We start from the raw sequence: 17907 nt of genomic DNA, 5'->3' as shown, positions 1-17907 counted from the left end.
AACGATCTAGGACGTTTGACCCTGGTCAGCGGCCCTCGGAGGCATAGGGTTGGAGGGAGTCGCACAAAGGAGTGGTGATGACCCGCTATGAACTGCCTGATGTCGCCGACCTGATCCGCCTCGGCGAGCCTCACGAGCACGCCATCACGGTCTACGCGGAAACCGCACCAGGACCGGACGAGCGGGAAAAGAGCGTGCTGACGGCGAAGAGTGCGATCGACCGGGCATTGCGCACGATCCGGGAATCCGGGGCGCGGCATGCTGTCGAGCAACAGCTGCGATCACGCTGGACAGAGATCGCCGAATCGGAGCTGTGGCTGAGCCTGTCCCGTTCGGTGGCCATCTTCATCGCCGATGACTTCCATGAGGTCTACGTGCTGCCCAACTCGCTGGAGAGCCAAATGCAGGTGGGCAGATACTTCGACATCGGCCAGTTGGTGCGGGCGGTCACCACACCGCAGGAGGCCTACGCGCTGACGCTGTCCGCTGACGGCTGGAATCTCTGGCAGGCGACCGCGAGTACGCGGGCCGAGGAGTTGGAGCTCACCGGCGAGCACGCCATCGACGTGGCCGATGCGACCAACCGCGCCACGGTGCGCGACCGGGGCCACGTGCGGCGCCTGGTCGGTGACGAGGGCAAGAAGGTGTTGCTCGAGCAGTACGCCAAGCGGGTCGCCGACGCGGTGGACAGCGAACTGGGACAACTCGATCCGTCGTCGACGCGGCCGCTGTACCTGTTCGCGACCGACCCGCTGCTCGACATGTACCGCGGCCTCGATCACAAACGCCAGATCGTGGCGGTGCCCGGCGCGGCAGACCAGCTGCGGCCCGATCAGATCGACGGCGCCATCCGCGAGTCGCTGCCCGCCCTGAACGCCGAGCAGGCCAGTGCCTGGGTCGACGAGTTGGGAGACGACATCAGCAAGGGGCTGGTGGCCGGCGATCTCGGCGACATCGCTCGGGCCGCCACGGCCGGGGCGGTGGACACGCTGGTGTACAACTTCACCGTCGACGTGTTGGGCCGGATCGAGGCCGCCACCGGAGCGCTGCACTACGACGATTCCGGCTATGACGTCCTGTCCCGCGTCGCGGTGACGGTCCTCGACAACGGCGGTGCGGCCTACGCGGTGCGGCCCGACGAGATCACCGCCGGCATCTGGAATCAGACGGCCGTCGCGAAGCTACGTTTCCCCCTGAGCTGACGTCGCCGACTCGTGCAGTGACACGGCGGGTACGCCGAGGATGCGTTCGGTTGATTGATCAGGAGCCGCACATGCCGCAATCCACACCGCAGGCCCGGCAGCGCACCCGCGCGTTCGCCCGGGTTCTCGGCCCCTTCGTCACCGTCGCGACCTTGATCATCGCGATCCGGCTGCCCAGCCTTCAGAACCTGCTCGGCGACCTGTTCGCCAGCGGCGCCCTGCCCTGGATTCTGGGCGCCGCCATGTTGCTGATGGGGCTGATCGTGATCGCCTTCCACCAGTACTGGTACAGCGTCACGGCGGTGCTGATCTCCTTGTTCGGCTGGTTCGTCGCGGTGCGCGGGGCCGCGATGATGGCCATTCCGTCCGCCATCGAATCCGGCGCCGACGCCACAGTGACCAGCCCCGGGTTACTGCTCACCGCGCGTGGCTTCTTTCTGCTACTGACCGCGATGGGGTTGTGGTTCACCTACGTCGGCTGGCGCCCCGAGGACGCAGCCGCGAGGTGATCAACCTACTTCTCTGACTTCTTCTTCGGCTTTTCCGGCGACTCATCGGCCGCGGGCACTTCCGAATCGACCTCGGGCAGAAGCACTTCCAGCGCGGCGCCGGTGATCCGACGGAACGCACGGCGAGGCCGGTTGGCATCGAGGATCGCCACTTCGAGGGTGGACGGGCCCAGCGTGCGCGGCTCGGAGCCGTTGCTGCTCGCACCCAACGCCTCCACCGCGATCTTGACCGCAGCGGCCAGATCGGCGTTCTCGGTGTAGGACTCCCCCAGCGCGGTGGCAATCGGCTCCGTAGTGCCGCCCATCACGACGAAGTGCGGCTCGTCGGCGATCGACCCGTCATAGGTGATCCGGTACAGCTCAGGGGCTTTCGTCTCGCCGTAATGCGCCACTTCGGCCACGCACAGCTCGACCTCGTAGGGCTTGGCCTGCTCGGTGAAGATCGTGCCGAGCGTCTGCGCGTAGACGTTGGCCAGCTGGCGACCGGTCACGTCCCGACGGTCGTAGGCGTAGCCGCGGGTGTCGGCGAACTGGATGCCGCCGCGCCGCAGGTTGTCGAACTCGTTGAACCGGCCCACGGCGGCGAACCCGACCCGGTCGTAGAGCTCGCTGACCTTCTGCAGGGAGCGCGACGGGTTTTCCGCGACGAACAGCACGCCGCTGTCGTAGGCGAGTGCGATCACGCTGCGCCCACGGGAGATGCCCTTGCGCGCCAGTTCGGAGCGCTCACGCATCGCCTGTTCAGGCGAGATGAAGTACGGGAAGCTCATTTACCCCTCACCGCCCGTCTGGGTCCGGCGCGCGATGACCTCGCGAGCCAACTCGGCGATGCGTTCCTCGGCGACTTCCTCGGCCCCATCGGCTCCGAGAAGCACCGCGGTCGGGAAGATGCCGCGCACCAAATCCGGACCACCGGTGGCGGAGTCGTCATCGGCAGCGTCGTAGAGCGATTCGATGGCCACCTTCAGCGCTGAATCAGCGTCGGCCACTTGGGGATACAGCTTCTTGATCGACGACTTGGCGAAGATCGAGCCCGAGCCCACCGACTGGTAGCCCTCTTCCTCGATGTTCCAGCCGCCGGCCGCGTCGAAGGACACGATCCGCCCGGCATCCAGCGGGTCGATGGCATCAAGATCAAAGCCCACCAGCAACGGCAGCGCCACGAAACCCTGAAGGGCCGCACCGAGATTGCCCCGCACCATGGTCGCCAACCGGTTCACCTTGCCCTTGAAGGTCAACGGAACGCCTTCGACCTTCTCGTAGTGCTCCAGCTCCACGGCATAGAGCCGGGCGAACTCGACCGCGATCGCGGCGGTGCCCGCAATACCGGTGGCGGTGTGTTCGTCGGCGATGTGCACCTTCTGCACGTCGCGCCCGGCGATCATGTTGCCCTGGGTGGCGCGGCGGTCACCGGCGATCAGCACCCCGCCGGGGTACTTGATCGCGACGATGGTCGTCCCGTGCGGCACCACGTTGGTCGGGTTGGCCGCGCCGTCGGGGACACGGTTGACCGGCAACAATTCGGGGGCCTGGCGACGCAGCAGTTCAGAGAAGGATGACAGGTCCATGGCTGGAGCGGTGATTCCGGAGCGGGAGGGTTGGGACAGGGACAGATTTTCGCGCCAGGTCACTGGCCGCCCTTTTGGACGTACGCGCGCACGAAATCTTCTGCGTTCTCTTCCAGCACATCGTCGATCTCATCGAGCAGATCGTCGGTCTCCTCGGCCAGCTTCTCGCGACGCTCCTGGCCGGCGGCGGATGCACCCGGGAGGTCGTCGTCCTCGCCGCCGCCACCGCCACGCTTGGTCTGCTCTTGAGCCATCGCTGCCTCCTGCAATTGTGATCGGCCGGGCTAACCGCCCAACCGGTTCTTCCACAGTACCGGTCGCCACCCCGATTGCCCGGGATAGCTCACCGCCGGAAATGGGTCAGTTCGTGAGTTGTTCGACGAGTTCGGCGGCGCTGTCCACGGAGTCCAGCAGGGCGCCGACATGGGCCTTGCTGCCGCGCAGCGGCTCCAGCGTGGGAATCCGGACGAGCGAATCGCCGCCGAGGTCGAATATCACCGAGTCCCAGCTCGCCGCGGCGATGTCGGCGCCGAATCGGCGCAGGCATTCCCCACGGAAGTAGGCGCGCGTGTCGGTCGGCGGGTTGTCCACCGCGTCGATCACCTGCTGCTCGGTGACCAGGCGTTTCATCGAACCACGCGCCACCAACCGGTTGTACAGGCCTTTGTCCAGCCGGACGTCGGAGTACTGCAGGTCGACCAGGTGCAGCCGCGGCGCCTGCCAGCTGAGGTTCTCGCGCTGACGGAACCCCTCCAGCAACCGCAGCTTGGCCGGCCAGTCCAGGATCTCGGCGCATTCCATCGGGTCGCGTTCGAGCAGGTCCAGCACGTGGGCCCAGGTCTCGACGACGTGGGAGGCCCTCGGATCCGGATCACGAATCTCGACCAGCTTGGCCACGCGCTCCAGATAGAGCCGTTGCATTGCCAGGGCGGTCATCTCGCGACCGTCGGCAAGTGCCACCGTGGCGCGCAGCGACGGATCGCGGCTGATCACATGCACCGCGTGCACCGGCCGGGCCAGTGCCAGGTCGGACAGGTCCAGCCCGTGCTGCGGGCCTTCTTCGATCAGGTCGAGCACCAGGGAGCTGGTGCCGACCTTGAGGTAGGTCGACGTCTCGGCCAGGTTCGCGTCACCGATGATGACGTGCAGCCGGCGGTACTTGTCGGCGTCGGCGTGCGGCTCGTCGCGGGTGTTGATGATGCCGCGCTTGAGCGTGGTCTCCAGGCCGACCTCGACCTCGATGTAGTCGGCGCGCTGGGACAGCTGGAACCCCGGATCGTCACCCGAGGGCCCGATGCCGACGCGACCCGAACCGGTCACCACCTGTCGCGACACCAGGAACGGGGTGAACCCCGCGATCACCGCGGAAAACGGGGTCTGGCGGCTCATCAGGTAGTTCTCGTGCGAGCCGTACGAGGCGCCCTTGCCGTCCACGTTGTTCTTGTAGAGCTGCAGCTTGACCGCCCCGGGCACGCTGGCGACGTGGCGGGCGGCGGCCTCCATCACGCGCTCACCGGCCTTGTCCCAGATCACCGCGTCCATGGGATCGGTGCATTCGGGCGCCGAGTACTCCGGGTGGGCGTGGTCCACATACAGCCGGGCACCGTTGGTGAGGATCATGTTGGCCGCGCCGACCTCATCGGCATCGACAATGGGAGCCGGCCCGGAGGCCCGGGACAGGTCGAATCCGCGAGCGTCGCGCAACGGGGATTCGACTTCGTAGTCCCACCGGGTGCGCTTGCCGCGCTGGATCCCGGCGGCTGCCGCGTACGCCAGCACTGCCTGCGTCGAGGTCAGGATCGGATTGGCGGTCGGATCCGACGGCGAGGAGATGCCGTATTCGACCTCTGTTCCGATGATCCGTTGCATGGGGTCAGCCTAGGTGACGGCGTGCACACGCCGGGCCGCCAGGTATTCGGGCCGTGGGCGGTCCGCGGCGAACGGGTCGGTCAGCGCGTTGTGCACCGAGTTGAACACCAGGAAAACGTTCGAGCGCGGCAGGGGTGTGATGTTGGATCCCGAGCCGTGCAGCAGGTTCGCGTCGAACCACAGCGCGGTGCCGGGCGGCCCGGTGAACTGATGGATGTCGTGCTGGTCGACGACCTTGGTCAGCGTCGTCTGATCGGGCACACCGACGTTCTGGGCCACCAGTGAGGTGTCGTGGTTGTCCGCGGGCGTCGCACCGACACACGGATAGAAGGTCTGGTGCGATCCGGGGATCACCATGAGCGACCCGTTGTACGGGTAGTTGTCGGTCAGGGCTATCGAGCACGACACCGCGCGGATCGCCGGCATCCCGTCCTCGGCGTGCCAGGTCTCGAAGTCCGAATGCCAGTAGAACCCGGTCCCGGTGAACCCGGGCATGAGGTTGATCCTGGCCTGGTGGATGTAGACGTCGCCGCCCAGCAGTTGCCGCGCGACCGGCAAGACCGTGTCGAGCCGGACCAGCTGTGCGACCAGGTCGCTGAGCAGATGCGGTTCGAAGATCGACCGGATCGCGCCACCCGGCTCCCGGATCACCCGGCTGTCATCGGAGTCCAGATCGGCTGCGATCCGGTCCATTTCGTGCCGCAACAGCGGCAGCCAGTCGTCCGACACGGTCTCCGGCGCCACCAGGTACCCGTATTCGGCGAAACCGTCCAGGTGAAGCTGACTGAGCGGGCCCTCGGCTGCGCCACCCCACACCGCAGGCTCATGGCGGGGTATCGGCTCGATGGCGTGGTCGAGCCGGGTCGGGTACTGATCCGTCGGGTCCCCGATGGGCAGGCCGGTCCGCGAACAACCTTCGGCTTCTCGCCGGCCTGCCGTCATGCCACTGGTTGCGGTGCCGGGTACACGCCGTTCTCGTCGTGCACTTCCCGCCCGGTCACCGGAGGGTTGAACACACACAGCATGCGCAGTTGCTCATCGCAGGTCACCCGGTGCCGGTCATTGTTGTTGAGCAGGTACATGGTTCCATCGGCGAGCGGATACTGCTGCCCCGTCCCCAGATCCGTCAGCGTGCCGGTGCCCTCGATCACCCAGACCGCCTCGATGTGGTGCTGGTAGTGGAATTCGTTGACCGAGCCGGCTTCGATGGTCGTCTCGTGGAACGAGAACCCGACGCCGTCACCGGCCAGGATGATCCGCTTGGATCGCCAGGTGTTGCCGGCCACATCGCGGTCGGTTCCGGTGATCTCAGCTGTGGTGCGAACGATCATTTTGTAGCCTCCCTCAGGCCAGAGTGACAGCGACGGACTCGGCGAGGATGTCGAGTCCCTCGGACAGGTCGGCGGCCGAAGTGGTCAGTGGCGGCAGCAGTTTCACCACCTCGTCGGACGGCCCACTGGTCTCCATCAGCGCACCGCGGTCGAAGGCGGCCCGGCACACCTGCCCGGCCAGGTCCGTCTGTTCGAACTTGATGCCTTGCGCCATCCCGCGACCGCGGGCGGTCACTCCGTCGTGAGCCGCGGCGATCTCCTCCAGCCGGGTCCGGATCAGCTCGCCCTTGACAACCGTTGCGGCGCTGAATTCGTCGTTCTTCCAATATGTCTCGATCGCCGCCGTGGCCGTGATGAAAGCGGGGTTGTGGCCACGGAACGTGCCGTTGTGCTCGCCCGGTGCCCACACGTCGAGATCGCGGCGGAACAACGTGAGCGCCATCGGCAGCCCGTAGCCGCTGACCGACTTCGATATCGTGACGATATCGGGCACGATGCCCGCGGCCTCGAAGCTGAAGAACGGCCCGGTGCGGCCACATCCCATCTGGACGTCGTCGACGATCAGCAGAATGTCGCGTTTGCGGCACAACTCGGCCAGCGCACGCAGCCATTCGATCCGCGCGACGTTGAGACCACCTTCGCCCTGGACGGTTTCGACGATCACCGCTGCGGGCCGGTTGAGGCCGCTGCCCGAATCGTCGAGCACACGCTCGAACCAGTGGAAGTCCTCGGTGACCCCGCCGAAGTAGTTGTCGTAGGGCATCGGGGTGGCGTGCACCAGCGGAATACCGGCGCCTGCGCGCTTCATCGAGTTGCCGGTGACCGACAGTGCGCCCAGTGTCATACCGTGAAATGCGTTGGTGAAACTGATGATCGATTCGCGACCGGTCACCTTCCGGGCCAGCTTGAGTGCCGACTCCACCGAGTTGGCACCGGTCGGCCCGGGGAACTGCACCTTGTAATCGAGTCCGCGCGGCCGCAGGATGAGCCGTTCGAAGCTCTCGAGGAATCGCTGCTTGGCCGTGGTCGCCATGTCGAGAGAGTGCACGATCCCGTCGGAGGCGAGGTACTGGAGCAGTGGCTCCTTGAGCAGGGCGTTGTTGTGGCCGTAGTTCAGCGCCCCCGCCCCGGCGAAGAAGTCGATGTAGGCGCGCCCCGAGGTGTCGGTCACCCAGGAATCGCTGGCGGTTTCCATCACTGCAGGCCAGCTGCGGCAATAACTTCGGACCTCGGATTCGACCGAACTGAAGACGTCGGGCAGGTCAGACTCGGTCAGGGGCGCTGTCGTAGCCAGCAGCAAGGGAAAATCCTTCCAATGTGAATCAAAATGGTTATCAGATAACTGATTTCAGCGAGAAAGCGGTGTGGCGATCGGCCCCATCCGCAGGATCGGCTCATCCTCGTGCGCTCCGCCTGCATCCAGCAGGTCACTCCCGAAGTGCGGGTCTTCTACAAGCGGGACGCCGTGACGGCGCGCGAAGGCGCCGAAGAATGCGCGCGATGCGGTGTTGCCCGGAGCGACTGTGGCCTCCACGGCGACCGGACGCCCGTCGCGCTGCGACCGCACCCGGTGTACGAGCGCGTCGAGCATCGTGCTGGCCAGTCCCCCGCCTTGCGCCGACGGCGCCACCGCGACCTGCCACACGAAGAGGACATCCGGTCGCGACGGCGGGTGGTACCCAGTGATGAATCCGTGCAGGTCACCGTCACGTTCGGCCACTATTGACGTGGCAGCAAAATCCGTTGCCAGCAGCAGATAGGCATAGGTGGAATTGAGATCGAGCACCCCGGTTGCTGCCACAAGGTCGCGGATGCCAATCGCATCGGTACCCCGTGGAGGGCGCAGGAATTCTTGCCGGGAATGGCGTCCCGGCTCGCTTTCTAAAACGTGCATATCGAGTTAAAAGTCACCACCGAACTTCTCAGCGATCATCGTCAGTTTCATGTCATCGGTGCCTCGACGTAAGCACACCGCCGTGTCGGGATCAAGCGCCGCCAGCGCTCCAGGCGCGCTGATTCATCCGCAATCATGCGGGTTGACCTGCATCAACTTCGTCACACTTCAATCCCAGAAAAGGATTTGCGTCGTTATCTGATCGTTACATCGGCACAGCGGTACCACACGGCATGTCGCCGGCTACTCCTCGCGTGCTCGCCCGAAGAAGCGATCCGAGTGCATCCGGGGAAGGATTCGACACGAATAATCCCGGGCAGAAATTCCAATCGAATTTTAATAATTGCCGGTGCCGCCCGGGTGCATTTTTGAGTTGAATAAGCTCGGAGATTTCTCCCCGCAGCCGTTGCCTCGGAGTTGACCGCCGCGCCGCTGCACGGGCAACACCACGCGATCCGTAGCGATACGTAGCGATCCGTAGACACGCCCGACGTCACCTCGGCTACATCGGTGCGCGCCGTGCACCGCGACACGCCGTGCCGGTCACCACCCGGTGCTTGCCGTCCCGGTGATTGCTTGGTGCAGTAGCGGTGATGAGAAACTGCATCGAGGCCGAACGCTGGTTCCTGGCCAGCGGACTGCCCGCGGTGTTACGCCCGGGTGCACTGGTCCGGTCGGTGTGGGGACGGTCGGCGCCGGCTCTCGCCGCCTATGCCTGGGTGATGGCGAGTTCGGTCCCGGTGGTCGCCCTGACCGGCAAGCACACCATCGCCATCGACGGAACCCCGACGCGGACCGAGTGGTTCGTGCTGGCGGTCTTGCTGCTGGTGCTACCGACTGCCGCACTGATCGGGTGGGCGGTCACCAGGCTCCCGACCGGGCGCACGGGCGATGCGGTGTCGACGATTGCCGTACCGGTGATCGCGGTGAGTGGATTCTACGGCGGATTGACGGCCCGGGACGGTGTGAACCTGGCCATCGAGGCGTTGGTCGTCACGGTTATATTGCTTTGCACCGCAACGGGAATCGGATCGATCCTGGGTTTCGCCGCGCAGGTCACGGTGTCCAATCTGGCATCGGTCGGCGGCCTGTTCGTCCGGGCGCTGCCCGTCGTGCTCCTGACCGTGCTGGTGTTCTTCAACACCTACGTCTGGTCGATGGCGTCAACACTGAGCCGGGCCCGGCTCTGGCTGGCTCTGCTCTTCCTGTTCGCGGTCGCCACGGTGTTTCTCGTGTCCAGCACCCTGGATCGAGTGCGGCCGATTCTGCGGCCCGACGCCAAGCAACCCGAGGATGACGGACGCCTGGCCGGCACGCCGTTCGCCGACATGCCCGACCGACCGCGGCGGGTACGCCTGTCGAAGCCAGAACGGCTCAATGTGGTGTTCGTACTCGTGCTCTCGCAGATCGTCCAGGTACTCACCGTCGCGGTCGTGACCGCGCTGATCTTCTTCGTACTGGGACTGATCGTGCTCAGTCCCGAGCTCTTGGCCACCTGGACCCACAACGGATCGCCCGACGGCAAACTGCTGGGAATGACGTTCCCGGTACCCGAGGCGCTGATCCAGACCACCATGTTCCTGGCGGCATTGACGTTCATGTACCTCAGCGCCCGGGCAGTGTCGGACCCCGAGCAGCGCACCCGGTTCCTCGATCCTCTGCTCGACGACCTACGACTCACGCTGGTGGCCCGCGACCGCTACCGCACCCAGACGGCGAAATCCTGACGGGTCAGAGCTTGTAGCCGATCGCGCGCAACAGATCCCGCCGGGCCGCCGCGTCATCATCGGATTCGACACCCAGCGGCGGCTCCCCGTCGACCACGCCCGCGATGCCGCGACCGCGCGGGGTGACGGCCACCAGCACCTCGACCGGATTGGCAGTGGCGCAAAAGATCGAGCAGACCTCCGGAACCCCTTTGATCGGGTTGAGGACGTTCACCGGGAAGCCCTCGCGCAGGAAGATCACGAAGGAGTGCCCGGCGGCGATTGCCAGCGCATTGCGCACCGCCAACTCGACCAGGTCGGGATCATTGCCGCTGCGGCGCACCAGTCGCGGTCCGGATGCCTCGCAGAATGCCAACCCGAACCGCAACGACGGGCTGACACCCACCAGAGCCTCGTGCAGGTCGTCCGCCGTCTTGATGAAGTGCGCCTGCCCGATGACGACGTTGAGGTCGTCGGGCTTGTCGACGGACACCACGTCCCAGGACAGCGCCGGTGTGGTCACTCCCACCATGCTGCCACCGGCGCCGCCCTGTTGGGCCGATTACGACCAACCGGTTCGCTACTACAGGTACTGCCCGAGGTTCGACTCGGTGTCGATAGCCCTGCTGGCCGACGAACTCTTCCCGGTGACGAGCGTGCGGATGTACACGATCCGCTCGCCCTTCTTGCCCGAGATCCGGGCCCAGTCATCGGGATTGGTGGTGTTGGGCAGGTCCTCGTTCTCGGCGAACTCGTCGACGATCGAATCCAGCAGGTGCTGGATACGCAGACCGGGCTGACCGGTCTCCAGCACGGCCTTGATCGCGTTCTTCTTCGCCCGGTCGACGACGTTCTGGATCATGGCGCCGGAGTTGAAGTCCTTGAAGTACATGACTTCCTTGTCACCGTTGGCATAGGTGACCTCCAGGAACCGGTTGTCGTCGATCTCGGCGTACATCCGGTCCACGACCTTCTCGATCATCGTCTTGATCGTCAGCGTCCGGTCACCGCCGAACTCGGCGAGATCGTCGGCGTGCACCGGCAGTGCCTCGGTCAGGTACTTGGAGAAGATGTCCTGTGCCGACTCGGCGTCGGGCCGCTCGATCTTGATCTTGACGTCCAGGCGGCCGGGCCGCAGGATCGCCGGGTCGATCATGTCCTCGCGGTTGGACGCGCCGATGACGATGACGTTCTCCAGGCCCTCCACACCGTCGATCTCCGAAAGCAGCTGCGGCACAACGGTTGTCTCGACGTCGGAGCTGACCCCGGTGCCACGGGTGCGGAAGATGGAGTCCATCTCGTCGAAGAACACGATCACCGGGGTGCCCTCGGAGGCCTTCTCGCGGGCGCGCTGGAAGATCAGCCGGATGTGACGCTCGGTCTCACCGACGAACTTGTTGAGCAGCTCGGGACCCTTGATGTTGAGGAAGTAGCTCTTCGCCTCACGGGCGTCGTCGCCACGAACCTCGGCCATCTTCTTGGCCAGCGAGTTCGCCACGGCCTTGGCGATCAGCGTCTTACCGCAACCGGGCGGGCCGTAGAGCAGCACACCCTTGGGTGGCCGCAGCGAGTACTCGCGGTAGAGCTCCTTGTGCAGGAAGGGCAGTTCCACGGCATCGCGGATCTGCTCGATCTGGCGGCCCAGTCCGCCGATGTCGTTGTAGCTGACATCGGGCACCTCTTCGAGCACCAGGTCCTCGACCTCGGCCTTGGGGATGCGCTCGAAGGCGTATCCGGCCTTGGTGTCGACCAGCAGTGAGTCGCCGGGGCGGAGCTTGCGCGGCCGGTCGTCGTCGAGCGCGGCTTCGGAATCCTCGGGCAGATCCTCGGCGGCGATCAGGGGCTCGGCCAGCCAGACGATACGTTCCTCATCGGCATGCCCGACGACCAGCGCCCGGTGCCCGTCGGCCAGGATTTCACGCAGCGTGCTGATCTCGCCGACGGCCTCGAAGTGGCCGGCCTCGACCACGGTGAGTGCCTCGTTGAGCCGGACGGTCTGACCCTGCTTGAGCGATGCGGTCTCGATGTTCGGTGAGCAGGTGAGCCGCATCTTGCGTCCCGAGGTGAACACGTCGACGGTGTCGTCCTCATGGGTGCCCAGCAGCACGCCGTAGCCGCTGGGTGGCTGGCCCAGCCGGTCCACCTCTTCGCGCAGGGCGAGCAGCTGCTGGCGGGCCTCTTTGAGCGTGTCCATGAGCTTAGCGTTGCGCGAGGCGAGCGAGTCGATGCGCGCCTCTAGCTGGTGGACGTCACGGGCACTGCGCAATCCGCTCTGGGGCCCTACCGCATTCTCCAGTTGCTCACGCAGAACCGCAGCTTCACGGCGCAGCGATTCCAGCTCGGCGGCCTCATCATCGGACATGGGTTGCGAGTGGCCGACCGAGAAATTCTCGGCATGGCCGTCCGAACGCTCCGACTCACTCATATTGAGCTCCCTCCCGCACCGTAAGTTGGTGCAGTAACAACTTCAACGCTACCGGCGATTCAGCCATTGTGTGCGCTCTAGGAACGAGACACACCAGCACCACTGTTAGCCTCTTAATTCAATTGGTCCGATCGAAAGGACAGTCGTGGCCTCGAAAACCCTCGTTACCGGCTTTATCACCGCAGCTGCAGCCGCCGCCGTGGTGGGCGGAGCCGCCGCGGGTGTGACTTCCATTGCATCCAGCGGCATGTCGACGACTCCGGCAATCCAGCCGGTCGTGTTCGGCGCGCCCCTGCCGGCCGCTCCGGCGCCGGAGCTGGCGTCGCCGCTGGTGCAGACCCTGCAGGCACTCGCCAGTGGCGGCTCGTTCAGCGGCAAGGCCCCCTACATCCAGGGTGGTATCGGCCGCATCGAGAGCCTCGCCGCGGACCGTGCGTACAGCAAGGCCGCCGCTGAAGGGAAGTTCCCGCTGACCTTCGACATCGCCAACATCGAGGACCAGGGTGGCGTCGCCTACGCCGACGTGACCGCGACCTCGGCCACCGGCGGCACCGCCACCCAGAACATCCAGTTCGTGGCGGGTCCGAGCCCCACCGGCTGGCAGATCTCCAAGGGATCGGCCTTGAACCTGCTGTCGTCTGTCGGCTGAGTAGGCCGTTGAACCGCAGCCGCACAGCAGTCCTGAGTGCCGCCACGATCGTGGCGGCACTTGGGCTCTGTGGGTGCGGTAGCGGCGACCAACCGGCTGCCACGTCGCACCCGAAGACCAGCCTGCCGTCCCCGACGGTGCCGGAGGCATCGCCCGCAGCGCCGCTGCCTGCCCCTGAGGCGCTGACCGGCGTGCTGGACCGGCTGGCCGACGTCAACGTCCCGGGCGCCGACAAGGTTGTCCTGGTGGAACACGGCACGGCTGACGACGCCGTGGCGCTGGACAAGTTCGGCCGCGCGCTGGCCGACAACGGCTTCACCCCGATGACCTTCGAGGCCACCGATCTGGCCTTCTCGCAAACCGAGCCGGCCAACGTGGTGGCGACCGTCAAGGTCACCGGGGGCGGTGACGATTCGGAGCGCGAATTCAGCTTCCCGATGGAATTCACCCCGCACGCCGACGGCTGGCAGCTGACCAGACGCACCGCCGACCTGTTGCTGGTGATGGGCGCCGGTGCCGAAGCTTCGACGCCGGCCGCCCCGACACCGCCCCGCTGACCGGAATGTGGATCGGTTGGCTGGAGTTCGACCTGCTGCTCGGTGACGTGCACTCGCTCAAACAGAAGCGCTCGGTCATCCGTCCGGTGATCGCCGAACTGCACCGCAAGCTCGCCGTGTCGGCGGCCGAAACCGGTACCCACGATCTACACCGCCGCGCCGGCATCGGCGTCGCTCTCGTCGCTGCCGACCGTCACCACGTGGTCGATGTGCTCGACACCGCCGAACGGATGGTCGCGGGCCGTCCCGAACTGGAACTGCTGTCCACCCGGCGGGGCCTACACCGCAGCGACGACTGAGCTCTGCGCCGAGTGCGACGAGCGCAAGACGACCGCAAGTCGAGTGGAAGTCGCGCCGCTTTCGACCTGAGGGCGATGATCACCGCCCGGGAGCAACCGTGGCGCAGAAAACGACGGCGGTCACCAAGCTGCCAAGTCAGGCGCCCGGCTCAGGCCCGGCGGCGAGCTGACGTTTCTTGCGCAGTGGGACCGGCGCCACCGCGCCCGGCGCCAATTTGCGCGCGCTGACCAGAAACGCGGTGTGGCCGCGCATGTTGTGTTCCGGGCGTACCGCCAGGCCCACCACGTGCCAGCCGCGCTGCATGCTCTCCCAGGCCCGCGGTTCGGTCCAGCACTGCTGCTCGCGAAGCGCCTCCACGACCCGTGACAGCTGCGTGACGGTGGCGACGTAGACCATCAGCACCCCGCCGGCGACCAGTGCCTTGGAGACCGCGGGCAGCACCTCCCAGGGCGCCAGCATGTCCAGGACCACGCGGTCCTGCTCGGGGCCTTCGTAGTCGGCGAGGTCGGCGATCACCAGGTCCCAGTTCTCCGGGCGCTCACCGAAGAACGTGATCACGTTCTTCTCGGCGGTCGGGGCGTGATCGTCGCGGATCTCATAGGACGTCACCCGGCCCTCAGGGCCGACTGCCCGCAGCAACGAGCAGGTCAGGGCGCCGGAGCCGGCACCGGCCTCCAACACCCGGGCACCCGGGAAGATGTCACCCTCGTGGACGATCTGCGCGGCGTCCTTGGGATAGATCACCTGGGCACCGCGCGGCATCGACATCACGTAGTCCACCAGCAGCGGTCGCAGCACCAGGAACTGATCGCCGTTGGTGGATTTGACCACGCTGCCTTCCGGCAACCCGATCACGTTGTCGAAGGCGATGATGCCGCGATGGGTGTGGAACTCCCCGCCGGGATTGAGCACCATCGTGTAGCGCCGGCCCTTGGCGTCGGTGAGTTGCACCCGGTCGCCAACGGCAAACGGTCCGGTCGGTCTCTTCCCTGCCACGGACGTCCAGCCTGCCAGTACCCGTACCGGGCCGGGTGCTCGGGGTTCCGCAAGATTGTCGGCGCCCGGTCCTAGGCTTACGGGTGTGAGTGAGGAACCGGCCCCGACGCAGCGCCGCCCGGCGCTGTCACCGTCGCGAGCCGGCGATTTCAAGCAGTGCCCACTGCTCTACCGGTTCCGCGCCATCGACCGGCTCCCCGAGCCCCGGTCCACCGCCCAGTTGCGCGGATCGCTGGTGCACGCCGCGTTGGAGCAGCTCTACGGGCTGCCCGCGGCCGAGCGGGTACATGACACCGCGCTGAATCTGGTGGAGCCGGCCTGGGAGCAGGTGGTGGCCGCCGAACCCGAGCTGGCCGACACCGAATATCCCGCCACGTTGCTGGCCGAGGCCAGGGCGCTGTTGTCGGGGTACTACCGCCTGGAGGACCCGACCCGGTTCGATCCGCAGTCCTGCGAACACCGCCTGGAGGTGGAGCTGGCCGACGGCACACTGTTGCGCGGATTCGTCGACCGGATCGATGTGGCACCGTCGGGAGCGTTGCGCGTCGTCGATTACAAGACCGGCAAAGCCCCGTCCGAGGCGTGGGCCCAAGCCGAATTCAAGGCGATGTTCCAGATGAAGTTCTACGCCGTGGCGTTGCTGCGCTCGCGCGAGGTGATGCCGTCGCGGCTTCGGCTTCTGTATCTGGCCGACGGTCAGGTGCTCGACTACTCCCCCGAACTCGACGAGCTGTTGCGGTTCGAGCGCACGCTGATGGCGATCTGGAAGGCCATCCAGGTGGCCGGGGCCACGGGCGACTTCCGGCCCAACCCGTCGCGGTTGTGCTCGTGGTGCGCACATCAGAGTTTGTGTCCGGCGTTCGGCGGCACCCCGCCGCCGTATCCCGGGTGGCCAGAATCAGGAGTTGCATGATCGGGTGTCACTACCACCGGCTCGGTGCCGATGGCGATTACCAGCTGTTCGAATCCACCGCCGATACCCGGAGCAACTGGGATCCGGCGATTCAGCACGGCTCACCGCCGCTGGCGCTGCTGACCAAGGCGATCGAGGAGTCGGCCGCCGGCACGGGCCTGCGGATCGGGCGGTTGACACTCGACATCCTCGGCGCCATTCCCGTTGCGCCGGTGCGGGTTCGGGCCTGGGTGGACCGACCGGGATCACGGATCTCGATGATCGTCTCCGAGATGGAGGCGGCCCGGCCCGACGGCAGTTGGCGCGCGGTGGCGCGGGTGACGGCGTGGCTGTTGGCCCCCAGCGACACCAGTGACGTGGTCACCGATCGGTATCCGCGACTAGTGGAAGGCGAGGCCGCCGACGTGGCGCACAGCTGGGAGGGCGCGCCGGGTTATCTGGAAAGTGTGACGTGGCGACGGCAGCGCACGACCGACGGTGAGTCCGCGGTGGCCTGGATGAGTCCGTTGACGCCGGTGGTCGACGACGAGGAGACGACAGCCCTGCAGCGCCTGGCGCTGGTGGTGGATTCAGCCAATGGCATCGGCGCGGCCCTGGATCCGCAGAAGTTCGTCTTCATGAACACCGACACCGCGGTGCATCTGCACCGGTTACCGGAGGGGTCGGACTTCGCGGTCCGGGCCCGCGGCTCCATCGGACCGGACGGTATCGGGGTGACGACGGCGGAAATCTTTGACCGCCAAGGGTTTATCGGCACTTCGGCCCAGACCCTGCTGGTGATGCGCGCACCGTGATCGCGCTGCTGCGAAACCAGTTCGACCTGGCCTGGGCGCTGACCGACCTGCACCTGTCGGTGCTGGCCGACGACGATCACCTGTGGGAACCCGGCCCCCTGGTGTGGACGGTGCACGAAGACGCGTCGGGCCGGTGGTGGCCGGACTTCGCTGACATCGAACCCGACCCGATTCCGGTGCCGACCATCGGCTGGCTCACGTGGCACATGATCTTCTGGTGGTCGACCGCCCTCGCCCATGTCGAAGGTCGGCCGCCACCGCCGCGCTCCGAGATCGACTGGCCCGGCCCCGCGGCTGCCGTGCAGCAGATCGGAGCACTCAGCGCGCGGTGGAGCCGCCTGTTGGAATCGTTGACCGACGCGGATCTCCTTGTCCCCTCGGCATTTCCATGGGGACCGAACTCCGGCCGGTCACTGGCCGACACGGTGTTGTGGTTGAACGTCGAGCTGACGAAGAACGCCGCGGAGATCGGGCAGTTGCGTCTGCTGCGCTCCGCACTCCTGACCAGCAGCTAGTCGTCCTCGCCCTGGTCGTTGCCATCCCAACCGCCACGCCACCGCGGACCGTCATACCAGCCGTTGTACCAGCCGGGCGTATCCACGCAGGCGTGCGCGAAACCGTACGGACCACTCACGCACAGTCCCGGATCGGCTGATGCCGAGCCGGCTCCGGCAAACGCGATTCCCATCGGTACCGCCACCACGCCGAGTCCGGCGGCCAACTTTCGAACACTATTCACACGGGCCACGTCTCTCACCTCCGGCACAGCCTCAAGCGAGTACCCCGTCCGCCGCCCACTGTAGTCCGAGCCGACATGACCGCAAGGTCCAAGCGCGCCCGTTATTTTGCTGGGCGGAAATAAGGTTCGACCGTGCCGCTGAGCTTGACGACCATAGGATTTCCCCGGCGATCCTTCGCGGTAGGCACTTCGACACGCACCCAACCCTCGGCCACGTTGTATTCGTGAACATTGGTTTTCTCGACGCCATTGAAGCGGATACCGACGTCGCGGCTGAGCACCTCTTCGCTGTAGAAGGCGCTGCGCGGGTCGATGGAGAGGTGATTCGGTGGAACGTCTACGTTCTGATCCTCGGACATGATGGCCTTCGTTAAATGCTGTGTTAGGTGCTCGGATTGATCCTCAAGGAATCTACGCGACCCTGCAGTAGCGGGTTGCGCCTCGGGCACCGTATC

At 66.1% G+C, this 17907-nt stretch carries 22 protein-coding genes; 9 read left to right on the top strand and 13 right to left on the bottom strand.

The features are described 5' to 3' along the window. Nucleotides 1-77: 77 nt before the first annotated feature. Both G6N44_RS01935 and G6N44_RS01930 read left to right on the top strand, forming a co-directional pair. Entirely contained in the window at nucleotides 78-1202 is a 1125-nt protein-coding gene (locus G6N44_RS01935; RefSeq protein WP_163660651.1) for a baeRF11 domain-containing protein, read from the top strand. Between the two features lie 71 nt (nucleotides 1203-1273). Beyond that, the gene (locus G6N44_RS01930) at nucleotides 1274-1711 is read left to right on the top strand and encodes a hypothetical protein (protein ID WP_163660649.1); all 438 of its coding nucleotides are present in this window, start codon (nucleotides 1274-1276) and stop codon (nucleotides 1709-1711) included. Between the two features lie 5 nt (nucleotides 1712-1716). Here G6N44_RS01930 and prcA read toward each other — a convergent pair whose 3' ends face one another. The 8 genes from prcA to ectA all read right to left on the bottom strand — a co-directional run bounded on the left by prcA (nucleotide 1717) and on the right by ectA (nucleotide 8373). Then, on the bottom strand, nucleotides 1717-2481 hold the full coding sequence (prcA, locus tag G6N44_RS01925) for a proteasome subunit alpha (RefSeq protein WP_163660647.1): 765 nt from the start codon (nucleotides 2479-2481) through the stop codon (nucleotides 1717-1719). Next, on the bottom strand, nucleotides 2482-3279 hold the full coding sequence (gene prcB, locus G6N44_RS01920; RefSeq protein WP_163669491.1) for a proteasome subunit beta: 798 nt from the start codon (nucleotides 3277-3279) through the stop codon (nucleotides 2482-2484). Between the two features lie 59 nt (nucleotides 3280-3338). Continuing rightward, the gene (locus G6N44_RS01915) at nucleotides 3339-3533 is read right to left on the bottom strand and encodes a ubiquitin-like protein Pup (protein ID WP_003880265.1); all 195 of its coding nucleotides are present in this window, start codon (nucleotides 3531-3533) and stop codon (nucleotides 3339-3341) included. Nucleotides 3534-3639: 106 nt separating this feature from the next. Continuing rightward, nucleotides 3640-5148: a depupylase/deamidase Dop gene (dop, locus tag G6N44_RS01910; RefSeq protein ID WP_163660645.1), complete on the bottom strand. Its 1509-nt coding sequence runs from the start codon at nucleotides 5146-5148 to the stop codon at nucleotides 3640-3642. A 9-nt stretch (nucleotides 5149-5157) separates the two neighbouring features. After that, nucleotides 5158-6090, bottom strand: a complete 933-nt coding sequence (gene thpD, locus G6N44_RS01905; protein WP_235682917.1) for an ectoine hydroxylase — start codon at nucleotides 6088-6090, stop codon at nucleotides 5158-5160. Beyond that, complete coding sequence (locus tag G6N44_RS01900) at nucleotides 6087-6479, bottom strand: ectoine synthase (RefSeq protein ID WP_163660643.1); 393 nt, start codon at nucleotides 6477-6479, stop codon at nucleotides 6087-6089. The genes thpD and G6N44_RS01900 overlap by 4 nt, the downstream gene beginning before the upstream one ends. 13 nt (nucleotides 6480-6492) lie before the next feature. Next, a complete protein-coding gene (ectB, locus tag G6N44_RS01895) occupies nucleotides 6493-7779 on the bottom strand; it encodes a diaminobutyrate--2-oxoglutarate transaminase (RefSeq protein WP_163660641.1) in 1287 nt (428 codons plus the stop codon). A 48-nt stretch (nucleotides 7780-7827) separates the two neighbouring features. Further along, nucleotides 7828-8373, bottom strand: a complete 546-nt coding sequence (gene ectA / locus G6N44_RS01890; protein ID WP_163660639.1) for a diaminobutyrate acetyltransferase — start codon at nucleotides 8371-8373, stop codon at nucleotides 7828-7830. A gap of 593 nt (nucleotides 8374-8966) precedes the next feature. On the opposite strand from ectA, the gene G6N44_RS01885 reads away from it, so the two are divergent. Beyond that, nucleotides 8967-10100: a hypothetical protein gene (locus tag G6N44_RS01885; RefSeq protein WP_163660637.1), complete on the top strand. Its 1134-nt coding sequence runs from the start codon at nucleotides 8967-8969 to the stop codon at nucleotides 10098-10100. A 4-nt stretch (nucleotides 10101-10104) separates the two neighbouring features. On the opposite strand, the gene G6N44_RS01880 is transcribed toward G6N44_RS01885, so the two are convergent. Both G6N44_RS01880 and arc read right to left on the bottom strand, forming a co-directional pair. Next, nucleotides 10105-10611, bottom strand: a complete 507-nt coding sequence (locus tag G6N44_RS01880) for an adenosine-specific kinase (RefSeq protein ID WP_163660635.1) — start codon at nucleotides 10609-10611, stop codon at nucleotides 10105-10107. A 51-nt stretch (nucleotides 10612-10662) separates the two neighbouring features. After that, nucleotides 10663-12504, bottom strand: a complete 1842-nt coding sequence (gene arc, locus G6N44_RS01875) for a proteasome ATPase (RefSeq protein ID WP_163660633.1) — start codon at nucleotides 12502-12504, stop codon at nucleotides 10663-10665. 145 nt (nucleotides 12505-12649) lie between these two features. Here arc and G6N44_RS01870 point away from each other — a divergent pair, with 145 nt between their 5' ends. Genes G6N44_RS01870 through G6N44_RS01860 form a run of 3 tightly spaced genes read left to right on the top strand, consistent with a single transcriptional unit; the run spans nucleotide 12650 to nucleotide 14009 of the window. Beyond that, on the top strand, nucleotides 12650-13153 hold the full coding sequence (locus tag G6N44_RS01870) for an MTB12 family secreted protein (protein ID WP_163660631.1): 504 nt from the start codon (nucleotides 12650-12652) through the stop codon (nucleotides 13151-13153). Nucleotides 13154-13161: 8 nt separating this feature from the next. Further along, on the top strand, nucleotides 13162-13710 hold the full coding sequence (locus G6N44_RS01865) for a lipoprotein LppK (protein WP_163660629.1): 549 nt from the start codon (nucleotides 13162-13164) through the stop codon (nucleotides 13708-13710). Nucleotides 13711-13715: 5 nt separating this feature from the next. Then, nucleotides 13716-14009, top strand: a complete 294-nt coding sequence (locus tag G6N44_RS01860; RefSeq protein WP_163660627.1) for a DUF503 domain-containing protein — start codon at nucleotides 13716-13718, stop codon at nucleotides 14007-14009. A 136-nt stretch (nucleotides 14010-14145) separates the two neighbouring features. On the opposite strand, the gene G6N44_RS01855 is transcribed toward G6N44_RS01860, so the two are convergent. Beyond that, on the bottom strand, nucleotides 14146-15006 hold the full coding sequence (locus G6N44_RS01855) for a tRNA (adenine-N1)-methyltransferase (protein WP_163660625.1): 861 nt from the start codon (nucleotides 15004-15006) through the stop codon (nucleotides 14146-14148). Between the two features lie 85 nt (nucleotides 15007-15091). Here G6N44_RS01855 and G6N44_RS01850 point away from each other — a divergent pair, with 85 nt between their 5' ends. The 3 genes from G6N44_RS01850 to G6N44_RS01840 are packed head-to-tail and all read left to right on the top strand — an operon-like array spanning nucleotide 15092 to nucleotide 17228. Next, nucleotides 15092-15919 carry a RecB family exonuclease gene (locus tag G6N44_RS01850; protein ID WP_163660623.1) on the top strand — a complete coding sequence of 276 codons (828 nt, stop codon included), beginning with the start codon at nucleotides 15092-15094 and terminating at the stop codon, nucleotides 15917-15919. After that, entirely contained in the window at nucleotides 15916-16713 is a 798-nt protein-coding gene (locus G6N44_RS01845; RefSeq protein WP_163660621.1) for a thioesterase family protein, read from the top strand. Before G6N44_RS01850 ends, G6N44_RS01845 begins: the two co-directional genes overlap by 4 nt. Beyond that, a complete protein-coding gene (locus tag G6N44_RS01840; protein ID WP_163660619.1) occupies nucleotides 16710-17228 on the top strand; it encodes a DinB family protein in 519 nt (172 codons plus the stop codon). The genes G6N44_RS01845 and G6N44_RS01840 overlap by 4 nt, the downstream gene beginning before the upstream one ends. Here the strand turns inward: G6N44_RS01840 and G6N44_RS01835 are convergent. Both G6N44_RS01835 and G6N44_RS01830 read right to left on the bottom strand, forming a co-directional pair. After that, the gene (locus G6N44_RS01835; RefSeq protein WP_163660013.1) at nucleotides 17225-17461 is read right to left on the bottom strand and encodes a hypothetical protein; all 237 of its coding nucleotides are present in this window, start codon (nucleotides 17459-17461) and stop codon (nucleotides 17225-17227) included. The genes G6N44_RS01840 and G6N44_RS01835 overlap by 4 nt on opposite strands. Nucleotides 17462-17553: 92 nt before the next feature. Next, nucleotides 17554-17811, bottom strand: coding sequence for a DUF3297 family protein (locus G6N44_RS01830; RefSeq protein ID WP_163660617.1), 258 nt, complete (start codon nucleotides 17809-17811; stop codon nucleotides 17554-17556). Nucleotides 17812-17907: the final 96 nt, after the last annotated feature.

Source organism: Mycolicibacterium alvei, assembly GCF_010727325.1.
In the GTDB taxonomy this organism is placed as follows: domain Bacteria; phylum Actinomycetota; class Actinomycetes; order Mycobacteriales; family Mycobacteriaceae; genus Mycobacterium; species Mycobacterium alvei.
Note: the sequence above shows the minus strand (reverse complement) of the source record. Positions and strands in the feature narration are given on the sequence as shown.

Excerpts from the sequence above, each read along its gene's own strand:
- prcB (WP_163669491.1), bottom strand. The coding sequence starts at position 3,279 with ATGGACCTGTCATCCTTCTCTGAACTGCTGCGTCGCCAGGCCCCCGAA.
- arc (WP_163660633.1), bottom strand. The coding sequence starts at position 12,504 with ATGAGTGAGTCGGAGCGTTCGGACGGCCATGCCGAGAATTTCTCGGTC.
- G6N44_RS01915 (WP_003880265.1), bottom strand. The coding sequence starts at position 3,533 with ATGGCTCAAGAGCAGACCAAGCGTGGCGGTGGCGGCGGCGAGGACGAC.
- G6N44_RS01860 (WP_163660627.1), top strand. The coding sequence starts at position 13,716 with ATGTGGATCGGTTGGCTGGAGTTCGACCTGCTGCTCGGTGACGTGCAC.
- G6N44_RS01845 (WP_163660621.1), top strand. The coding sequence starts at position 15,916 with ATGATCGGGTGTCACTACCACCGGCTCGGTGCCGATGGCGATTACCAG.
- dop (WP_163660645.1), bottom strand. The coding sequence starts at position 5,148 with ATGCAACGGATCATCGGAACAGAGGTCGAATACGGCATCTCCTCGCCG.
- G6N44_RS01885 (WP_163660637.1), top strand. The coding sequence starts at position 8,967 with ATGAGAAACTGCATCGAGGCCGAACGCTGGTTCCTGGCCAGCGGACTG.
- ectA (WP_163660639.1), bottom strand. The coding sequence starts at position 8,373 with ATGCACGTTTTAGAAAGCGAGCCGGGACGCCATTCCCGGCAAGAATTC.
- G6N44_RS01935 (WP_163660651.1), top strand. The coding sequence starts at position 78 with ATGACCCGCTATGAACTGCCTGATGTCGCCGACCTGATCCGCCTCGGC.
- G6N44_RS01930 (WP_163660649.1), top strand. The coding sequence starts at position 1,274 with ATGCCGCAATCCACACCGCAGGCCCGGCAGCGCACCCGCGCGTTCGCC.
- G6N44_RS01880 (WP_163660635.1), bottom strand. The coding sequence starts at position 10,611 with ATGGTGGGAGTGACCACACCGGCGCTGTCCTGGGACGTGGTGTCCGTC.
- prcA (WP_163660647.1), bottom strand. The coding sequence starts at position 2,481 with ATGAGCTTCCCGTACTTCATCTCGCCTGAACAGGCGATGCGTGAGCGC.
- thpD (WP_235682917.1), bottom strand. The coding sequence starts at position 6,090 with ATGACGGCAGGCCGGCGAGAAGCCGAAGGTTGTTCGCGGACCGGCCTG.
- G6N44_RS01900 (WP_163660643.1), bottom strand. The coding sequence starts at position 6,479 with ATGATCGTTCGCACCACAGCTGAGATCACCGGAACCGACCGCGATGTG.
- G6N44_RS01830 (WP_163660617.1), bottom strand. The coding sequence starts at position 17,811 with ATGTCCGAGGATCAGAACGTAGACGTTCCACCGAATCACCTCTCCATC.